The following is a 16378-nucleotide window of genomic DNA, read 5'->3' as shown; positions in this document are numbered from 1 at the left end:
GCTCGAATGAGGGCGTCTGGACCGGCTGGCTGGTACGAGACGGCGCGGGGAGTTTTCAGGTGTCCCTTGAATTCGTTGGATGGATGCCGGGGGCGGCGCTGAAGACGGGGCCTTGCGAGGTTCCCCTGAATGCGCCCGAAGCGCTTGTGTGTGACTACAAAATGACTTGGGAGGGATTCTTGTGAAAGCATTGATGGCAGTGGCAACCGCAATGACGTTGGTCGGGTGTGCTTCGGTAACGAACGACACCACCCACGGCGTCCGCGTGGATACAAGGCAAAAGAGTGGCGCGGTGGTAGCTGGCGCCGACTGTGTGGCAACGAACGACTATGGATCGACAAGCTTCAAGTCTGGCGGCACGCAGGCACTGCGCCGTTCAGCGGGCGATATGACGATCGTCTGCACGAAGAATGGAGAGCAGCCAGCCAACGCACGCTTGATATCCCGCCCCAATGGCGGGATGGCGGGGAATATCGTCCTTGGCGGCGTCATCGGCGCAGTGGTGGACCATAACCGTGGTACAGCCTACACCTACCCGACCTGGGTGGAGCTGGTATTTGGCGAGTCGCTGGTGTTCGACCGTTCGCTTCAGGCCGGGGATGCCGTGGTGAAAGGCCTAGCGGCTGGCTCGGTTACGGCAAAGGCAAACGCACCCGCGCCCGGCCGTTCGAACACAACCTCGCACCAGTGCATGCAGCAGCTCCCTGGAGCCATCTGCTGAACTGCGGTACCCGCAGTATCAAAAAAGCCCCGCAAATGCGGGGCTTTTTTGCGGGTGCGCAGCCTATTTGGTGCCAAAAATCCGGTCGCCCGCATCGCCCAGGCCCGGCAGGATGTAGCCGTGGTCGCTCAGTTCGCGGTCAATCGCTGCGGTGAAAATCGGTACGTCGGGGTGTGCCTTTTGCATGGTGGCGATGCCTTCGGGGGCGGCCAGCAGGCAGACGAACTTGATGGAGCGGGGGTTGAGCTTTTTCAGGCGGTCTACGCAGGCGGAGGCCGAGTTGCCGGTGGCCAGCATAGGGTCCACCACGATGATGTCGCGCTCGTCCATTTCGGACGGCATCTTGAAGTAGTACTCCACGGGCTGCAGCGTGGCCGGGTCGCGATACAGGCCGATGTGGCCCACGCGGGCGCCGGGCACCACGTTGAGCATGCCATCCAGGAACCCGTTGCCCGCGCGCAGGATGGAGACCAGCACCAGCTTCTTGCCGTCGATGACCTTGCCGGTCATGGTCTCCAGCGGGGTTTCAATCTCGATGTCCTGCAGCGGCATGTCGCGCGTGACTTCATACGCCATCAGCGTACTTAGCTCGCCCAGCAAGCGGCGAAAGCTGTTGGTGCTGGCGTCCTTTCGGCGCATGAGCGTGAGCTTGTGCTGGACGAGAGGGTGGGTGATGACGGTGACGTTGTTGTTGGTAGCGGTGCTCATGGCGCGGCCTTTGGTCTTCGGGGGGTGAATGATTAGCGGTGGCCGTATTTTGACGGCACTTGTGCCACGGCCCGTAAAAGCCGGTGTGGCCCAGGTCAGCAGTTGCCTCGGAACTGGCGTCGACTCCTTGGGGCGCCGCAGGCGACTCAGGAGGGGCTAGTGTTGTGTTGCACGCTAGCCGGCACTTAAAACCGCGTCTTTTCGGCCAGTGCTGCGTTGCAAATCCTCGCGATACCTACGGGTATCGCTGTGGTTTGCGCCTTGCCCTGACCAAAAATCCATTGGTTTTCAATGTGCCGTCAAGCGTGCAACACCACACTAGTCCGCCAGAAACCGCGCATAGCGCGCCAGGTCGACGTTGCCGCCGCTGATGAGAACGCCCACGCGCTCACCGTGCAGCAGCTTGCCTCCGTTGTCAGCGCCCGAGAAGGCCTGCGCACCCGCATAGGCCAGGGCGCCGGTGGGCTCCACCACGATCTTCATGCGCTCGGCAAAGAAGCGCAGGGATTGCATGAGCTGTTCGTCGCTCACGCTGATGATGTCTTCGGCATGGTCGCGGATGATGGGGAAGGTGAGCTCGCCCAGCGCCTGGGTTTGCGCGCCGTCGGCGATGGTGTGGGGCGTGGGGATGCGCACGATGTGCCCGGCGCGCAGTGACTGCTGGGCGTCGTTGCCCGTTTCGGGCTCGACACCCACCACGCGGCACTGGGGTGCCAGGGCCTGCGCGGCCAGCAGGCTGCCTGCCAGCAAGCCGCCACCGCCCACGCAGACAAACAGGTAGTCCAGGTCGGGCACTTCTTCAAACAGTTCTTTGGCGGCGGTGCCCTGGCCCGCAATGACGTGCGGGTGATCAAACGGCGGCACCAGCGTCATGCCGCGCTCCAGCGCCAGGTGGCGGCTGATGGCTTCGCGGTCTTCGGTGTAGCGGTCGTAGGTGACGACCTGGGCGCCGTAGGCCCGTGTGGCCGCCATCTTGGAGGCGGGCGCGTCTGCGGGCATGACGATGACGGCGGGCATGTCCAGCATGCGGGCCGACAGCGCGATGGCCTGCGCGTGGTTGCCGGCCGAAAAGGCCAGCACGCCGCGCTCGCGCTGCTCATCGGTGAACTGGGCCAGGGTGTTGAAGGCGCCCCGGAACTTGAAGGCGCCGGTGCGCTGCAGGTTCTCGCATTTGAAGAACAGTTGCGCACCCAGGAGGTCGTCGGCGGTGGTGGAGCGCAGCACCGGCGTGTGGTGCGCCATGCCCTTGAGCCGGTGCGCGGCGGCGGCCACGTCGTCGTAGGTGGGCGGGGTGAGGCTGGGCAAGGTCATGGCGGCATCCCTGGTGGCGGGGCAAACGCTTGCCCCTTCAGCCCTCGGATGATAGCGGGTTGCCGCGTGGTTTCAAGCCAAAATGGCCTTACGCGCTTGTGTGGCAAGCGCGAGCAGCTATAGATTTTGATGGTGGATGGCGGGTCAGCCCAGCTCGCTGAACCGTTGCAGCGGCGTCAGTGCCGGGAAGTCGCCCGCGCGCTTTTGCTTCATCGCCGTGACCGATTCGCGCACATGCTGATTGCTCCAGATGGCGCCTTGCAGCCAGCCCATCTGGCGCAGGCTGTCTTCCACCGAATGGTCGCGGGCGTAGTTCACGGCCTGTTTGGTGCCCCAGATGGCCACGGGCGGCTTGCTGGCGATCTCTTGCGCGCACTGCAGCGCGGCGGCAAGCATTGCTTCTTGGGTCTCGAACACTTCGTTGATGAGGCCGTAGCCCAGGGCCTTGGCTGCGCTCAGGCGGCGGCCGGTGTAGGCCAGCTCTTTCACCACAGCCAGCGGGATCAGCTTGGGCAGGCGCTGCAGCGTGCCCACGTCGGCCACCATGCCGATGTTGATCTCCTGGATGCAGAAGAACGCGTCGGCCGTGGCGTAGCGGATGCAGGCGGCCGTCACCATGTCCACCGCGCCGCCGATGCAGCCGCCGTGGATGGCCATGATGACGGGGATGCGCAGGCTTTCGATGCGGGTGAAGGTGCCCTGCATGTCGGTCAGCAGGTCAAAGATGGCGGCGCGGCCCTCGGGGCTCTGGTCGTCCATGGTGATGGCGCCGCCAAAGGTTTCCAGTGCCATGCCTGCGCTGAAATGTTTGCCGGTGCTGCTGATGACCAGCGCCCGCGCTTCGCCCGCCTTGTTGAGCTGGGCCAGCACCTCGTCCAGCTCGCGCCAGAAGGTGGGGTGCATGGTGTTCATGGCCTCGGGACGGTTCAGCACCAGATGGGCCACGTGGTCGGTGATGCTGAGGGAAAAGCAGGTGAGGGTGTTCATGGGGTGCCACTGTAGACCGGTGAATGCAGGTCGGGTCGTCGCCTGGGTGACTTTGAGCGATTTTGGCTACCAGCGCTTATCTGGTAAGCGTTGGAAGCTATAAAAACAGGAGTTTTTTGCGCGCAGGCGCAGAACGGGCGGCGGACGTCTCTGCAGGCAAAGTCTGTCAATCGCCGCCCCCGCCACCACAGCCGCCGCCATCCCCTCCGCCGTCGCTTCCACCTCCATCCGAGCTTTCGGCGCCGCCAAAGTCGCCCGAGCTGCCGCTGTAGCTGCCGTCCGAGAAGCTGGTGCCGCAGTAGCTGTTGCCCCCGCTGCCACCCGCGTCGCTTTTGCGGGCGATGTCGGAGCAGTCGGGCACGTAGGAGAAGCCGCCGGCAATGGCGAACTTGGCATCCAGCGCAAACAGCAGGGGCAGGCGGCTGGGGGCCTTGGGGTCGATGGACTCCTCCTTGCATACCCAGTACCAGCAGCGGCGCAGGCCATCGTTGTGGCGCGCCTTTTTACCCAGCGCCTCGGCGGGGGTGTGGTGCAAAAAGAAACCCAGGGCGTTGTCGCACCAGGCTTTGTAGGCCTGGGTGTGCAGGATGAACTCATGCCACAGCGCATCGACCGCCTTGGAGGGCATGGCCACAAACTGTTTGTTGCCGCGCAGGCAGGCCATGAAGAACTGGCGCAGGCCGCGTTCGACCAGCTCGCAGTCGCGGGTGCTCAGGTGGGGGTAGGTTTCGCGCAGCTTGCGCTGCAGAAAGCGGGGCAGGGGGGCCTCGCGGATATAGCGCTGGCGCACCGCATTGGTCCACTGGATCACCAGGGCGGTGATGATGACTGTGGCCAAAAAATACAGAATCCAGGGCCACCGCAGGCGCCAGGCGCCCGCGAAGATCCCGACGATGGCGGCCACCCACACGGCAATCGCCAGCAGCACGACCTTGCTTCCCCACCACAGCAGAACGTTTTCGATGCGCTTCATCGTCCCTCCTTTTTTGTTGTTGTGTGGCGATTTCACGGCTGTTTGGTGACTGATTGATGACACTTTGGGTGGTGTCGCCAGATGGTCACGCGGGGGTTACCCGCAGCACCATCGCATGCCGAAGCTGCCGTGTTGGTGCCGCGCTTGGAGGCGCTGAGCAGGGGAGGGGCGGAATCTGTGCTCCCCTGTGTTCAACGGCGCTTGCTGCCTCCGAAGATGCTGCCCAGCACCCCGCGCAGGATTTCCTTGCCAATGGTGGTGCCCATGGTGCGCACCGCTGACTTGGCCATGGTCTGGGCCAAGCCGTCGCGTTTGCCGCCGCGCGGGCCGGTGCTGCCAAACAGCACGTCATTGAGCCCGCCCATCAGGCCGCCGCCGCTGTCTTCCGTGTTGGCGGGTGCACCTTTGCCATTGGCAGGTGCCTGGGCACTGGCTGCGGCGGCGCGGCCCTTGAGTTTTTCGTAAGCCGACTCGCGGTCCACCACCTTTTCGTACACGCCCGCAACCAGCGAGTTGGCCACCAGCACCTGGCGCTGCTGCGCTGTGATGGGGCCGAGCTGGCTGCCGGGTGGCAGCACGAACACGCGCTCGGTGATGCTCGGGCGGCCCTTTGCATCCAAGAAGCTCACCAGCGCCTCGCCCACGGCCAATTCGGTGATGGCGGTCTCGATATCGAGGCCCGGCTTTTGCCGCATGGTGGTGGCCGTGGCCTTGACGGCCTTCTGATCGCGCGGGGTGAAGGCGCGCAGCGCGTGCTGCACGCGGTTGCCCAACTGGGCCAGCACGCTGTCGGGGATGTCGAGCGGGTTCTGCGTGACGAAGTACACGCCCACGCCCTTGGAGCGCACTAGGCGCACCACCAGCTCGATGCGCTCGATGAGCACTTTGGGCGCCTCGTTGAACAAGAGGTGGGCCTCGTCGAAGAAGAACACGAGCTTGGGTTGCTCTGGGTCGCCAATTTCGGGCAGTTGCTCGAACAGCTCAGACAGCATCCATAAGAGGAAGGTGGCGTACAGACGCGGCGAGTTCATGAGCTTGTCGGCGGCCAGGATGTTGACCACACCATGGCCATCCACCGTCTGCATGAAGTCCTGGATGTTGAGCATGGGCTCGCCAAAGAACTGCGTGCCGCCCTGCTGCTCAATCTGCAGCAGCCCGCGCTGGATGGCGCCCACGCTGGCGGCGCTCACGTTGCCGTATTCGGTCGTGAACTCCTTGGCGTTGTCGCCCACGTACTGCAGCATGGCGCGCAGGTCTTTGAGGTCCAGCAGCAGCATGCCGTTGTCGTCGGCAATCTTGAACACCAGGTTGAGCACGCCCAACTGGGTCTCGTTCAGGTTGAGCATGCGGCCCAGCAGCAGCGGACCCATGTCCGACACCGTGGCGCGCACGGGGTGGCCCTGTTCGCCAAACACGTCCCACAACGTGGTGGGGCAGGCCAGGGGCGTGGGTATCTCCAGACCCCGCTCCTTGAGCACGGCGGCCAGCTTGTCGCCAATCTTGCCGGGCTGGCTGGCACCGGTCAGGTCGCCTTTCACGTCGGCCATGAACACCGGCACGCCAATGCGAGAGAAGTTTTCTGCCAGGGTTTGCAGGGTTACGGTCTTGCCGGTGCCGGTAGCTCCGGTGATGAGCCCGTGGCGGTTGGCCAGGCCGGGCAGCAGGTGGCATTCGATGGTGTCGTGCTTGGCAATCAGGAGGGGTTCGGCCATGGCGGAGGTTCCGGGTGGAGTCAAAAGTAAAATCGCGGTCAGTAGATTAAATCAATACAAAAGGACTTCTCGTGGCAGGACACAGCAAATGGGCGAATATCCAGCACCGCAAAGGGCGGCAGGATGAAAAACGCGGCAAGATCTGGACCCGCATCATTCGTGAAATCACTGTGGCTGCCCGCTCGGGCGGCGGCGACCTGTCAGCCAACCCCCGCCTGCGCCTGGCGGTGGACAAGGCCAAGGCGGCCAACATGCCCGCCGACCGCATCAAATACAACATCGACAAGGCCACGGGCAACGCCGAGGGATTGACCTACGAGGAAATCCGCTACGAGGGCTATGGCATTGGTGGCGCGGCCATCATGATCGACACCATGACCGACAACCGCGTGCGCACCGTGGCCGAAGTACGACACGCGTTCAGCAAACACGGTGGCAACATGGGCACCGAGGGCTCGGTGGTTTTCCAGTTCAAGCACTGCGGCCAACTGATTTTTGCCCCCGGCACCAGCGAAGACAAGGTGATGGAAGTGGCGCTGGAGGCGGGGGCCGAAGACGTGGTGACCGACGACGACGGCGCAGTGGAGGTGTTGACCGCCCCGGCCGACTTTGAAGCCGTGAAGAATGCCCTGGAAGCCGCAGGCCTGACGCCCGAAGTGGCGGGCGTGACCATGCGGCCTGAAAACACCATCGAACTGACGGGCGACGACGCGGCGCGCATGCAGCGGCTGCTGGATGTGCTGGAGGACCTGGACGATACCCAGGAGGTCTACCACAACGCTGCATTGTGAAGCTCCCCCTGAGCGGCTGCGCCGCTTCCCCCTCTCTCGCTGCGCTGCGCTTGCGGGAGGGGGACGCCCCCAGCGCGGCGGGGCGGCCCTTGCGCGGGGGCACGGGCTTGGGTCGTGCCAGTTTCAACGGTTTTGTATGTAGCGAGCAGCGCGATCAGTCGCGATAGAGTTTTTTTTTACGAGCCCCTGAGCTGTGGCGTAGTGCCAAGCAGAGGTTCACCAAAGGTTCCTATGAAAGTACTTGTGATTGGTGGCGGCGGCCGTGAACACGCGATGGCGTGGAAACTGAGCGAGTCCCCCAAGGTGACCAAGGTGTATGTGGCGCCTGGCAATGGCGGCACCGCGCTGAATTCCAAGCTCGAGAACGTGGCCATCACCGACGTGCGCGAACTGCGTGTGTGGGCGCAGGCCGAAAAGATCGCACTGACGGTGGTGGGCCCCGAAGCGCCACTGGCGGCGGGTGTGGTCGATGAGTTCCGTGCCAATGGCCTGCGCATCTTCGGCCCCACCAAGGCTGCTGCCCAGCTCGAAAGCTCCAAGGCCTTTTCCAAGGCCTTCATGCGCCGCCATGGCATCCCCACGGCCGACTACGACACCTTCACCGACCCCGCTGCGGCCCACGCGTTTGTGGACCGCCTGGGCGCCCCCATCGTCATCAAGGCCGACGGCTTGGCGGCGGGCAAGGGCGTGGTCGTGGCCATGACGCTGCAGGAGGCCCATGATGCCGTGGACTTCATGCTGGTGGACAACAAATACGGCGTGACGCACAACGAAGGTGGCGCGCGCGTGGTGATCGAGCAGTTCCTCGAAGGCGAAGAAGCCAGTTTCATCGTGCTGTGCGATGGCAAGAACGTGCTGGCGCTGGCCACCAGCCAGGACCACAAGCGCCTGAAGGACGGCGACGAAGGCCCCAACACCGGCGGCATGGGTGCGTATTCGCCCGCGCCAGTGGTCACGGCCGATGTACATGCCCGCGCCATGCGCGAGATCATCCTGCCCACCATCCGGGGCATGGAAAAGGATGGCATTCCCTACACCGGTTTTCTGTATGCCGGCCTGATGATCGACGCCAAGGGCCAGCCCAAGACGCTCGAATTCAACTGCCGCATGGGCGACCCCGAGACGCAGCCCATCCTCATGCGCCTGAAAAGCGACTTCAGCGACGTGATGGCCGCTGCCGCTGACGGTAAGCTCGACCAGATGGAACTGCAATGGGACCGCCGCACCGCACTGGGCGTGGTCATGGCCGCCCACGGCTACCCTGAGAACCCGCGCAAGGGCGACCCCATCACCGGCCTGCCAGCCGAGGCGGACGATGCCGTGGTGTTCCACGCGGGCACGCAGCTCAAAGATGGCGTGGTCAGCGTGACGGGCGGCCGAGTGTTGTGCGTGACGGTGCTGGCCGACAGCGTCAAGCAGGCGCAGCAGCGTGCCTATGACGTGGCGCGCGGCATCCAGTTTGATGGCGCGCAGTACCGCCGGGACATTGGCTTCCGCGCGGTGAAATAGCTCCCCCCTGAGTCGCCTGCGGCGCCTTCCCCCACAGGGGGACGACGCCCTCGCTGCGGTGCGGCACTTGCTTGGCGTCCCTGGCCCGTGTCGCGCCAGTTTTACCGGCAGCGCATGGCGCCGATGGCAATGGATAACTGAAATGCAACAACCTGGATTGAATCCGGCCACTACCGTGGCGACCGTACGCAGCTACTTGCAGGGTCTGCAGGCGCGCATCACCGATGCGCTGGAAGCCGTTGAAGGCGAGGGCGGTGCACGCTTTCTGGCCGACGCCTGGAGCAAGCCTCCCGGGGAGCAACTGCAAGGCGACGGCATCACCAAGATCATGGAAGGCGGCCGCGTGTTCGAGCGCGCGGGTTGCGGCTTCAGCCATGTGCGCGGCCCCCAGCTGCCACCCTCGGCCACGCAGCACCGGCCCGAGCTGGCGGGCGCACCCTTCGAGGCCATGGGCGTGTCGCTGGTGTTCCACCCCCGTAACCCCTATGTGCCGACGGTGCACATGAACGTGCGCATGATCGCCGCCGGCCACCCCGGCCAGGCGCCGACCTGCTGGTTTGGCGGTGGCATGGACCTCACGCCGTACTACGGCTTTGAGGAAGACGCGGTGCACTTTCACCGCACCTGCCGTGATGCCTTGGCACCCTTCGGCGACGACAAGTACCCGCGCTTCAAGCAATGGTGCGACGAGTATTTTTTCCTCAAGCACCGCAATGAACAGCGAGGCGTGGGTGGAGTGTTCTATGACGACTTCTCCGAGCTGGGCTTTGAGCAAAGCCTGGCGATGACGCAGTCGGTGGGCGACGCGTTCCTTAAGGCCTACCTGCCCATCGTGGAAAAGCGCCAGGGCACGCCCTACGGCGAGCGCGAGCGGGACTTCCAGCTCTACCGCCGCGGCCGTTATGTCGAGTTCAACCTGGTCTGGGACCGGGGCACGCATTTCGGCCTGCAGTCGGGTGGGCGCACCGAGTCCATTTTGCTGTCCATGCCGCCGCTGGTGGCGTGGTCGTACCAGCGTTCTGATGCGGCCGATTCCGCCGAAGCTGATCTCACGCAGCGCTTTCTGGTGCGGCGCGACTGGCTGGCTGGCGAGTCTGCTGCAGCGGTTTGAAAGCCTTGAAAAGCGCAAAAGCTATAATTTCAATAGCTGCCCGCGCTTTTCACACCAGCGCAAGAGGCCAAAAACACCTCAAACTGACGCAGCGCCAACGCGCAACAGCTGCGCAACACCCAAGGCGCAGCCCCACTGGTTGCGCGCTGCGTTGCACGCTATATTGATTCCACTTCCTCTCTAATCACCGCCTGATGACCACCTCCACCAAATCGGAAACCGCCGCCAAAAAAGACGTTACCAAACTCCAGCGCGCCATCGTTGATGGACTGGAGGACGTCAAGGCGCAAGACATCCAGGTCTTCAACACCGAGCATCTCTCGCCGCTGTTTGAACGGGTGATCGTGGCATCGGGCACCTCCAACCGCCAGACCAAGGCCCTGGCCGCCAGCGTGCGCGACGCGGTCAAGGACGCTGGCTTTACCAAGCCGCGCATCGAAGGCGAAGACAACGGCGAATGGATCATCGTGGACTGCGGCGCCGCCGTGGCGCACATCATGCAGCCCGCCATCCGCCAGTACTACCGCCTGGAAGAGCTGTGGGGCGATACGCCTGTGCGCCTGAAGCTGGGCGCCGCCAAGCCTGTTTCCAGCGCCGCCACCGAACTGGCCGAGAAGAAGTCAGCCCAGAAGGCTGCCAAGTCCGACGCCAAGGCCGCTGGCAAGGCACCCGCCAAGAAGGCAGCAGCACCTGCGGTACCCGCCCGGTCGGGCAAAGCCACGGTCAAGGCCGTTGCCAAAACAGCTGCCAAGTCCGCTGCCGCTCCTGCCAAATCTGCTGCCAAACCCGCAGCCAAGACGACCGCAAAAGCACCTGCCAAAACCATCGCCAAAGCCCCAGCCAAGGCGCCCGCAAAAAGCAGCAGCACTGCCAAGGCCGCACCGGCCAAGGCAACCGCAAAGCCAACCACTGCCGCCAAGAAGCCCGCAGCCACCAAGGCACCGGTCAAGACCGTGGTCGTCAAGCCATCGGCCCCCCGCAGCAAGACCGCTGCCGCAGCCAAGACCGGTGCCAAGCCCGCACCCGCACGCGGCGGAGCAGCCGCCAAGCCCGCCGCCAAGAGGGCACCGGGCCGCAAGTGATTGCAGCCTCGGCCTATCGACGAGCATTTGCACCCGCGCACGGCGCCTGAGTTGCCATGAAGCTGCTGATCGTGGCCGTGGGCCAGCGCGTGCCCGACTGGGCGCAGACGGCGTACGACGACTACGCCAAGCGGTTTCCGCCGGAGCTCAAGGTCGAACTCAAAGCCGTCAAGACCGAACCGCGCGGCTCCAAGACGCTGGAGACGCTCTACGCGGCCGAGCGCGAGCGCATCGAGGCGGCCATCCCCCGTGGCACGCGCGTGGTGGCGCTGGATGAGCGCGGCACCAACCTCACCACCAAGGCCCTGGCCGAGCGCCTCAAGGGCTGGCAGCTGGGCGGTGACGACGTGGCCCTGGTCATCGGCGGCCCCGACGGGCTGGACCCGGCCTTTCGCCAGGGCGCGCATGAGCGCATTCGCCTCTCGGACCTGACCTTGCCACACGCCATGGTGCGGGTGCTGCTCATCGAGCAGCTGTACCGCGCATGGTCGGTGAATGCCGGGCACCCCTACCACCGAGAATGAGGCCTGGATCGGGGTGTGGGTGGAATACTATATTTTTTATAGCTGCTAGCGCTTGATGGGTAAGCGCTAGAGCCGATTTTTAATCAAAATCTGTTCATGCCTGACTTCATCTACCTTGCCTCCCAAAGCCCCCGTCGGCGCCAGCTGCTCGAACAGCTGGGAGTGCGCCACGAACTGCTGCTGCCCAATGTCGACGGCGATGAGCCCGAAGACGCCGAAGCCATCGAGGTGGTGCTGCCCGGCGAAGCGCCCACGGCCTATGTGGAGCGCGTGACGGGCCTCAAGCTCGACGCTGCCGTGGCCCGGCGCGCTCGTCGTGGTTTGCCCGATGCGCCCATCCTGTGCTCTGACACCACCGTGGCCCTCGGCCGCACCATCTACGGCAAGCCCGACGACGCGCTCCATGCCGCGCGCATGCTGGCCGAGCTGGCGGGCCACGAGCACCGCGTGCTCACCGCCGTGGCGCTGCAGGTGGGCCCCAAGCGCCTGAGCGCGCTGTCCATATCCCGAGTGACCTTTGCAGCCATGACCACCGCGCAGATTGAGGCCTACGTGGCCACGGGTGAGCCACTGGGCAAGGCCGGGGCTTACGGTATCCAGGGCCGGGCTGCTGCATATGTGGAGCACCTGGCTGGCAGCTATTCGGGCATCATGGGGCTGCCGATGTACGAGACGGCACAGCTGCTGCGCGCGGCAGGTTTCGCCATCTAGGCGACAGCAACAACAGACAACAACAACGCCATGCAACAAGACATCCTGATCAACTGGTCGCCCCAGGAAACCCGCGTGGCCGTGGTGGAGCACGGCGCCGTGCAGGAGCTGCACATCGAGCGCACGCTGGAGCGCGGCCTGGTGGGCAATGTCTACCTGGGCAAGGTGTCGCGCGTGCTGCCGGGCATGCAGTCGGCCTTCATCGACATCGGCCTGGAGCGCGCGGCCTTCTTGCATGTGGCCGACGTGTGGCAGCGCCAGCCCGATGGCGAGCCGCCCGCATTCGCCCGCAAGAACGAGCCGCAGGTGCCCATCGAAAAGCAGGTGTTCGAAGGCCAGGCGCTCATGGTGCAGGTCATCAAGGACCCGATTGGCACCAAGGGCGCACGCCTGTCCACGCAGATCAGTGTGGCGGGCCGCCTGCTGGTGTTTTTGCCGCAGGACGACCATGTGGGCGTGTCGCAGAAGATTCCGCCTGCCGAGCGCGATGCGCTGCGTGCGCGGCTGCAGGCGCTGGTGGGCGTTAAATCCACCGGCGGTGGCGGCGGCTTCATCCTGCGCACCAACGGCGAAGATTCGACCGATGCCGAGCTGGCCGAAGACATCGCCTACCTGCGCAAGACCTGGGCGCGTATCAAGGAGGCATCGCTCAAGCTGCCCGCCATGTCGCTGCTGCACCAGGACCTGGATTTGCTGCAGCGCGTGCTGCGTGACCTGGCGGGCGACCACACCCAGACCATCCGGCTCGATTCGATGGAGCAGTTCCAGCGCTTGCGCGCGTTTGGCGTGGAATTCATGCCGGCCGCCGCTGGCAAGCTGCAGCACTATAAGGGCGAACGGCCGATTTTTGACCTGTACTCCATCGACGAAGAGGTCGCCAAGGCCCTGGGCCGTCGGGTCGATCTCAAATCCGGCGGCTACCTCATCGTGGATCAGACCGAGGCGCTCACCACCATCGACGTGAACACCGGTGGTTATGTGGGTGCGCGCAACTTCGACGACACCATCTTCAAGACCAACCTGGAAGCCGCCCAGGCCATTGCCCGCCAGCTGCGCCTGCGCAACCTGGGCGGCATCATCATCGTGGACTTCATCGACATGGTGCGGGACGACCACCAGCAGGCCGTGCTGGCGGAGTTCAAAAAGCAACTCGCCCGCGACCGCGTGAAGACCATGGCAGGTGGCTTCTCGCAACTGGGTTTGGTCGAGATGACGCGCAAGCGCACGCGCGAATCCCTCGCCCATATGCTGTGCGAGCCCTGCGAAGCCTGCCAGGGCAAGGGCAGCGTGAAGACCGCGCGCAGCGTGTGCTACGACATCCTGCGCGAGATCCTGCGCGAAGCCCGCCAGTTCAACCCGCGCGAGTTCCGCGTGGTGGCGTCGCCCCGCGTGGTGGAGCTGTTCCTGGACGAGGAAAGCCAGCACCTGGCTGGTCTCTCGGACTTCATCAAGAAGCCGATCTCGCTGCAATCCGAGAGCGCGATGGGGCAGGAGCAGTACGACATCGTGCTGCTGTAGCGCCCATCGTTCTGCGCGCCGTCTTCAAGCGTCGATCTGCATCGCCGGGCGTGCCTGCACCCGCGCCAGCCAGGCCTGCACATGCGGGTGCGCGTTGACGGGGGCGCCCAGGTACAGGCTGTAGCCGAGCACCGAGCCCACTACTAAATCCACCAGCGAATAGTCGGCACCCAGCATCCAGGGCTGCGCAGCCAGCCGCGCGTCCAGCACCGCCAGCAACTCGCTCAGTTGACGCAGGAGGGCTTCTGCTTGGGCGGCGTTGCGCCAAACCTCTTCGCCTTGGGTTGCCACATGCAGGCGTCCCACGAGCGCACCATAGGTCACATACGCCCAGGTGCACCACGACAGGGCCTGCAGCGCCTCGGGCGTGCCCGCAGCGGGCCACAGTCCGCGCTCAATGCCAAAGCGATGGCCCAGCCAAAGGTGGATGGCCAGGGCCTCGAACATGGGGGCGCCGTCCACGGTCAAGGTGGGCACCTTGCCGTTGGGGTTCAGGGCCAGGTATTCCGGGCGGCGCTGCTCGCCGGTGAGGATATCGATCTTCACGCGTTCGTGCGGCACGCCCAGCTCGGCGAGAGCGCAGGCGATGGGGGTGGCGCTGGACTGGGGGTACCAGTAGAGGACGACGGACATAAGAAGCTCCTTGGGGTGGTGGAAAAAAAGGTGGTGCCACTGTAAGAACCATTGCGGACAGTTTTGGCCCTCAATGCGCAGTACAGTCGCGCCATGCTCACGTCATCCACCCGCCTGTTGCGTCTGCTCTCCCTGCTGCAGACACGCAACCACTGGATGGGCTCGGAACTGGCCGAGCGCCTGGAAGTGCACCCGCGCACCTTGCGGCGCGACATCGACCGCCTGCGCCAGCTGGGCTACCCCGTGCATGCCAGCAGCGGCGTGGCGGGCGGCTATGCCTTTCGGGCCGGTCAGGCGCTGCCGCCCTTGCTGCTGGACGACGACGAAGCGCTGGCGGTGTCGATTGCCCTGCGCACTGCCACGGCCGGCGCGGTCGGCGGCATCGAAGAGCCCGCACTTCGAGCCCTGGTCAAGCTGGAGCAGGCCATGCCCGCCCGACTGCGGCAGCAGGTGGATGCGCTGCGCTCCACCATCCTGCCCATGGACCGTGTCGGGCCGGTGGTGGATGCCTCGCTGCTGGCCACACTGGCGTCGGCCTGCCGTGACCAGTTGCGCCTGGCGTTCACCTACGGCGACAGCAAGGGCCGCAGCGCCGAACGCAGCGTGGAGCCCCAGGGCCTGGCCCATACCGGCCACCGCTGGTATCTGGTGGCGTGGGACCGGGTGCGGGAGGACTGGCGCACCTTCCGCATCGACCGCATCGTGGGAGCACCCACGGTGGGTGCCCATTTCGCGCCCCGGGTGTCGCCCGATGGCGGGGATCTGAAGGCATACGTTTCACGTTCGATTGCAGTGGCGCCCCATGCCGAACAGGCGCGCATTGTGTTGCATGCACCGTATCAAGAGATGGCCAGACGCATTCCGCAGTCGGCAGGTGTGGTGTCGGCGCTCGATGAGGGGCAGCGGTGCCAGCTGGAATGCGGCGCCAACGATTCGCTGGTGTACTGGCTGATGGCGCTCGATGTGGAGTTCGAAGTGCTTGTACCCGTTTCGTTGAAGGAGCGCTTGCGCGTGGCGGGGGAGCGGGCCTTGCGCTGCGCCTGAAGTGAAACATCCCCTGAGTCGCTTCGCGCCTTCCCCCTCTCTCACGTTGCTTCGCCATCTGTGAGGGGGATGCCCCCAGCGCGGCGGGGCGGCCCTTGCGCGGCGGCACTGGGTTTGGGCTGCGCCAGTTTCATGCATCGCGGGCGGTGCACAACGCAACGGACAACTACGGTTTCATATTTTTGAAAGCAAATGGGTATGAGTGCTCAAGGCACGAAACGGTACCCGATGCCCGCCTCGGTCCGCAAATGCTGGGGCATGGAGGCATTGAGTTCCACCTTCTTGCGCAGGTTGGCCATGTGCACGCGCACGTAGTGCGTGTCTTCGGCATGGCCTGGCCCCCATACCGCCTTGAGCAACTGCTGGTGCGTGATCACGCGGTCGGGCTGGGATGCCAGGTGCGTGAGCAGCTTGTACTCGATGGGCGTGAGGTGCAGGGCCTCGCTGCCATCCTCCCCCGTGCGGCGCGCCACGGTGCGGCGGGCCAGGTCTACGGTGATGTCCCCGAACTGGATGACGGGTGTGGCCTCGGCGCTGGATGCCCGCTGGCTGCGCCGCAGTTGGGCGCGCACGCGGGCCATCAGCTCGCCCGAGCCAAAGGGCTTGACGAGGTAGTCGTCGGCCCCCGCGTCCAGTGCCGCGATCTTGCTGGCCTCGGCGCTGCGGGCTGAGAGCACGATGATGGGCATGGCCGACCAGGTGCGCAGGTCGCGGATCAAGTCCACGCCGTCGCCATCGGGCAGGCCCAGGTCCAGCACCACCAGGTCGGGGCGGCGGGTGCCCGCCTCGATCAGGCCGCGCTGCAGCGTGGCGGCCTCGTGCACGGTGTGGCCTTCGGTTTCCAGCGTCAGGCGCACAAAGCGGCGGATATCGGCTTCGTCTTCAACGATGAGGATGTGCGTGGGCAGGTCGGTCATGGTGCGTGCTTGGTAGGACAGCGAGGCCGAAAAAATAGCTCCGTTCGCCCTGAACCTGTCGAAGGGCTGCTGACGCTCAGCGCCCCGGCTTCGACAAGCTCAGCCCGAGCGGATGGGATGGCGGCA

General features: G+C 64.9%; 16 protein-coding genes. 9 read left to right on the top strand and 7 right to left on the bottom strand.

From position 1 onward, the window contains the following. The first annotated feature begins 181 nt into the window (after nucleotides 1-181). Complete coding sequence (locus tag EXV95_RS05640; RefSeq protein WP_176886122.1) at nucleotides 182-721, top strand: hypothetical protein; 540 nt, start codon at nucleotides 182-184, stop codon at nucleotides 719-721. Nucleotides 722-784: 63 nt separating this feature from the next. Here EXV95_RS05640 and upp read toward each other — a convergent pair whose 3' ends face one another. From upp to EXV95_RS05615, 5 genes are all read right to left on the bottom strand, one after another. Continuing rightward, nucleotides 785-1429, bottom strand: a complete 645-nt coding sequence (upp, locus tag EXV95_RS05635) for a uracil phosphoribosyltransferase (protein ID WP_055401174.1) — start codon at nucleotides 1427-1429, stop codon at nucleotides 785-787. Nucleotides 1430-1747: 318 nt separating this feature from the next. Next, nucleotides 1748-2740, bottom strand: a complete 993-nt coding sequence (locus EXV95_RS05630) for a threo-3-hydroxy-L-aspartate ammonia-lyase (protein WP_055401172.1) — start codon at nucleotides 2738-2740, stop codon at nucleotides 1748-1750. A 144-nt stretch (nucleotides 2741-2884) separates the two neighbouring features. Further along, nucleotides 2885-3727, bottom strand: coding sequence for an enoyl-CoA hydratase-related protein (locus EXV95_RS05625; protein WP_176886121.1), 843 nt, complete (start codon nucleotides 3725-3727; stop codon nucleotides 2885-2887). A 166-nt stretch (nucleotides 3728-3893) separates the two neighbouring features. Then, complete coding sequence (locus tag EXV95_RS05620) at nucleotides 3894-4700, bottom strand: hypothetical protein (RefSeq protein ID WP_176886120.1); 807 nt, start codon at nucleotides 4698-4700, stop codon at nucleotides 3894-3896. Between the two features lie 191 nt (nucleotides 4701-4891). Continuing rightward, nucleotides 4892-6412: a helicase HerA-like C-terminal domain-containing protein gene (locus tag EXV95_RS05615; protein WP_176886119.1), complete on the bottom strand. Its 1521-nt coding sequence runs from the start codon at nucleotides 6410-6412 to the stop codon at nucleotides 4892-4894. 71 nt (nucleotides 6413-6483) lie between these two features. On the opposite strand from EXV95_RS05615, the gene EXV95_RS05610 reads away from it, so the two are divergent. The 7 genes from EXV95_RS05610 to rng all read left to right on the top strand — a co-directional run bounded on the left by EXV95_RS05610 (nucleotide 6484) and on the right by rng (nucleotide 13658). After that, nucleotides 6484-7203 (top strand): YebC/PmpR family DNA-binding transcriptional regulator, encoded by a 720-nt coding sequence (locus EXV95_RS05610; protein ID WP_010458745.1) that lies wholly within the window; start codon nucleotides 6484-6486, stop codon nucleotides 7201-7203. Between the two features lie 231 nt (nucleotides 7204-7434). Next, nucleotides 7435-8712, top strand: a complete 1278-nt coding sequence (gene purD, locus EXV95_RS05605; RefSeq protein WP_055395980.1) for a phosphoribosylamine--glycine ligase — start codon at nucleotides 7435-7437, stop codon at nucleotides 8710-8712. Nucleotides 8713-8854: 142 nt separating this feature from the next. Beyond that, the gene (gene hemF / locus EXV95_RS05600; protein ID WP_176886118.1) at nucleotides 8855-9823 is read left to right on the top strand and encodes an oxygen-dependent coproporphyrinogen oxidase; all 969 of its coding nucleotides are present in this window, start codon (nucleotides 8855-8857) and stop codon (nucleotides 9821-9823) included. 194 nt (nucleotides 9824-10017) lie between these two features. Further along, nucleotides 10018-10905 (top strand): ribosome silencing factor, encoded by an 888-nt coding sequence (rsfS, locus tag EXV95_RS05595; protein WP_176886117.1) that lies wholly within the window; start codon nucleotides 10018-10020, stop codon nucleotides 10903-10905. Between the two features lie 56 nt (nucleotides 10906-10961). Next, a complete protein-coding gene (gene rlmH / locus EXV95_RS05590; protein ID WP_010458753.1) occupies nucleotides 10962-11429 on the top strand; it encodes a 23S rRNA (pseudouridine(1915)-N(3))-methyltransferase RlmH in 468 nt (155 codons plus the stop codon). Nucleotides 11430-11525: 96 nt separating this feature from the next. Beyond that, nucleotides 11526-12140 carry a nucleoside triphosphate pyrophosphatase gene (locus EXV95_RS05585; protein ID WP_176886116.1) on the top strand — a complete coding sequence of 205 codons (615 nt, stop codon included), beginning with the start codon at nucleotides 11526-11528 and terminating at the stop codon, nucleotides 12138-12140. A gap of 30 nt (nucleotides 12141-12170) precedes the next feature. Continuing rightward, the gene (rng, locus tag EXV95_RS05580) at nucleotides 12171-13658 is read left to right on the top strand and encodes a ribonuclease G (protein WP_176886115.1); all 1488 of its coding nucleotides are present in this window, start codon (nucleotides 12171-12173) and stop codon (nucleotides 13656-13658) included. Nucleotides 13659-13682: 24 nt separating this feature from the next. Here rng and EXV95_RS05575 read toward each other — a convergent pair whose 3' ends face one another. After that, nucleotides 13683-14291 carry a glutathione S-transferase family protein gene (locus EXV95_RS05575; RefSeq protein WP_176886114.1) on the bottom strand — a complete coding sequence of 203 codons (609 nt, stop codon included), beginning with the start codon at nucleotides 14289-14291 and terminating at the stop codon, nucleotides 13683-13685. A gap of 93 nt (nucleotides 14292-14384) precedes the next feature. Here EXV95_RS05575 and EXV95_RS05570 point away from each other — a divergent pair, with 93 nt between their 5' ends. After that, nucleotides 14385-15335 carry a YafY family protein gene (locus tag EXV95_RS05570; RefSeq protein WP_176886113.1) on the top strand — a complete coding sequence of 317 codons (951 nt, stop codon included), beginning with the start codon at nucleotides 14385-14387 and terminating at the stop codon, nucleotides 15333-15335. Between the two features lie 206 nt (nucleotides 15336-15541). Here EXV95_RS05570 and EXV95_RS05565 read toward each other — a convergent pair whose 3' ends face one another. After that, nucleotides 15542-16252, bottom strand: a complete 711-nt coding sequence (locus EXV95_RS05565; RefSeq protein ID WP_176886112.1) for a response regulator — start codon at nucleotides 16250-16252, stop codon at nucleotides 15542-15544. Nucleotides 16253-16378: the final 126 nt, after the last annotated feature.

The organism is Acidovorax sp. JMULE5 (genome assembly GCF_013376875.1).
Lineage (GTDB): Bacteria > Pseudomonadota > Gammaproteobacteria > Burkholderiales > Burkholderiaceae_C > Acidovorax > Acidovorax facilis.
The sequence above is the reverse complement of the archived record's forward strand: the minus strand, read 5'-3'. Positions and strand labels throughout refer to the sequence as shown.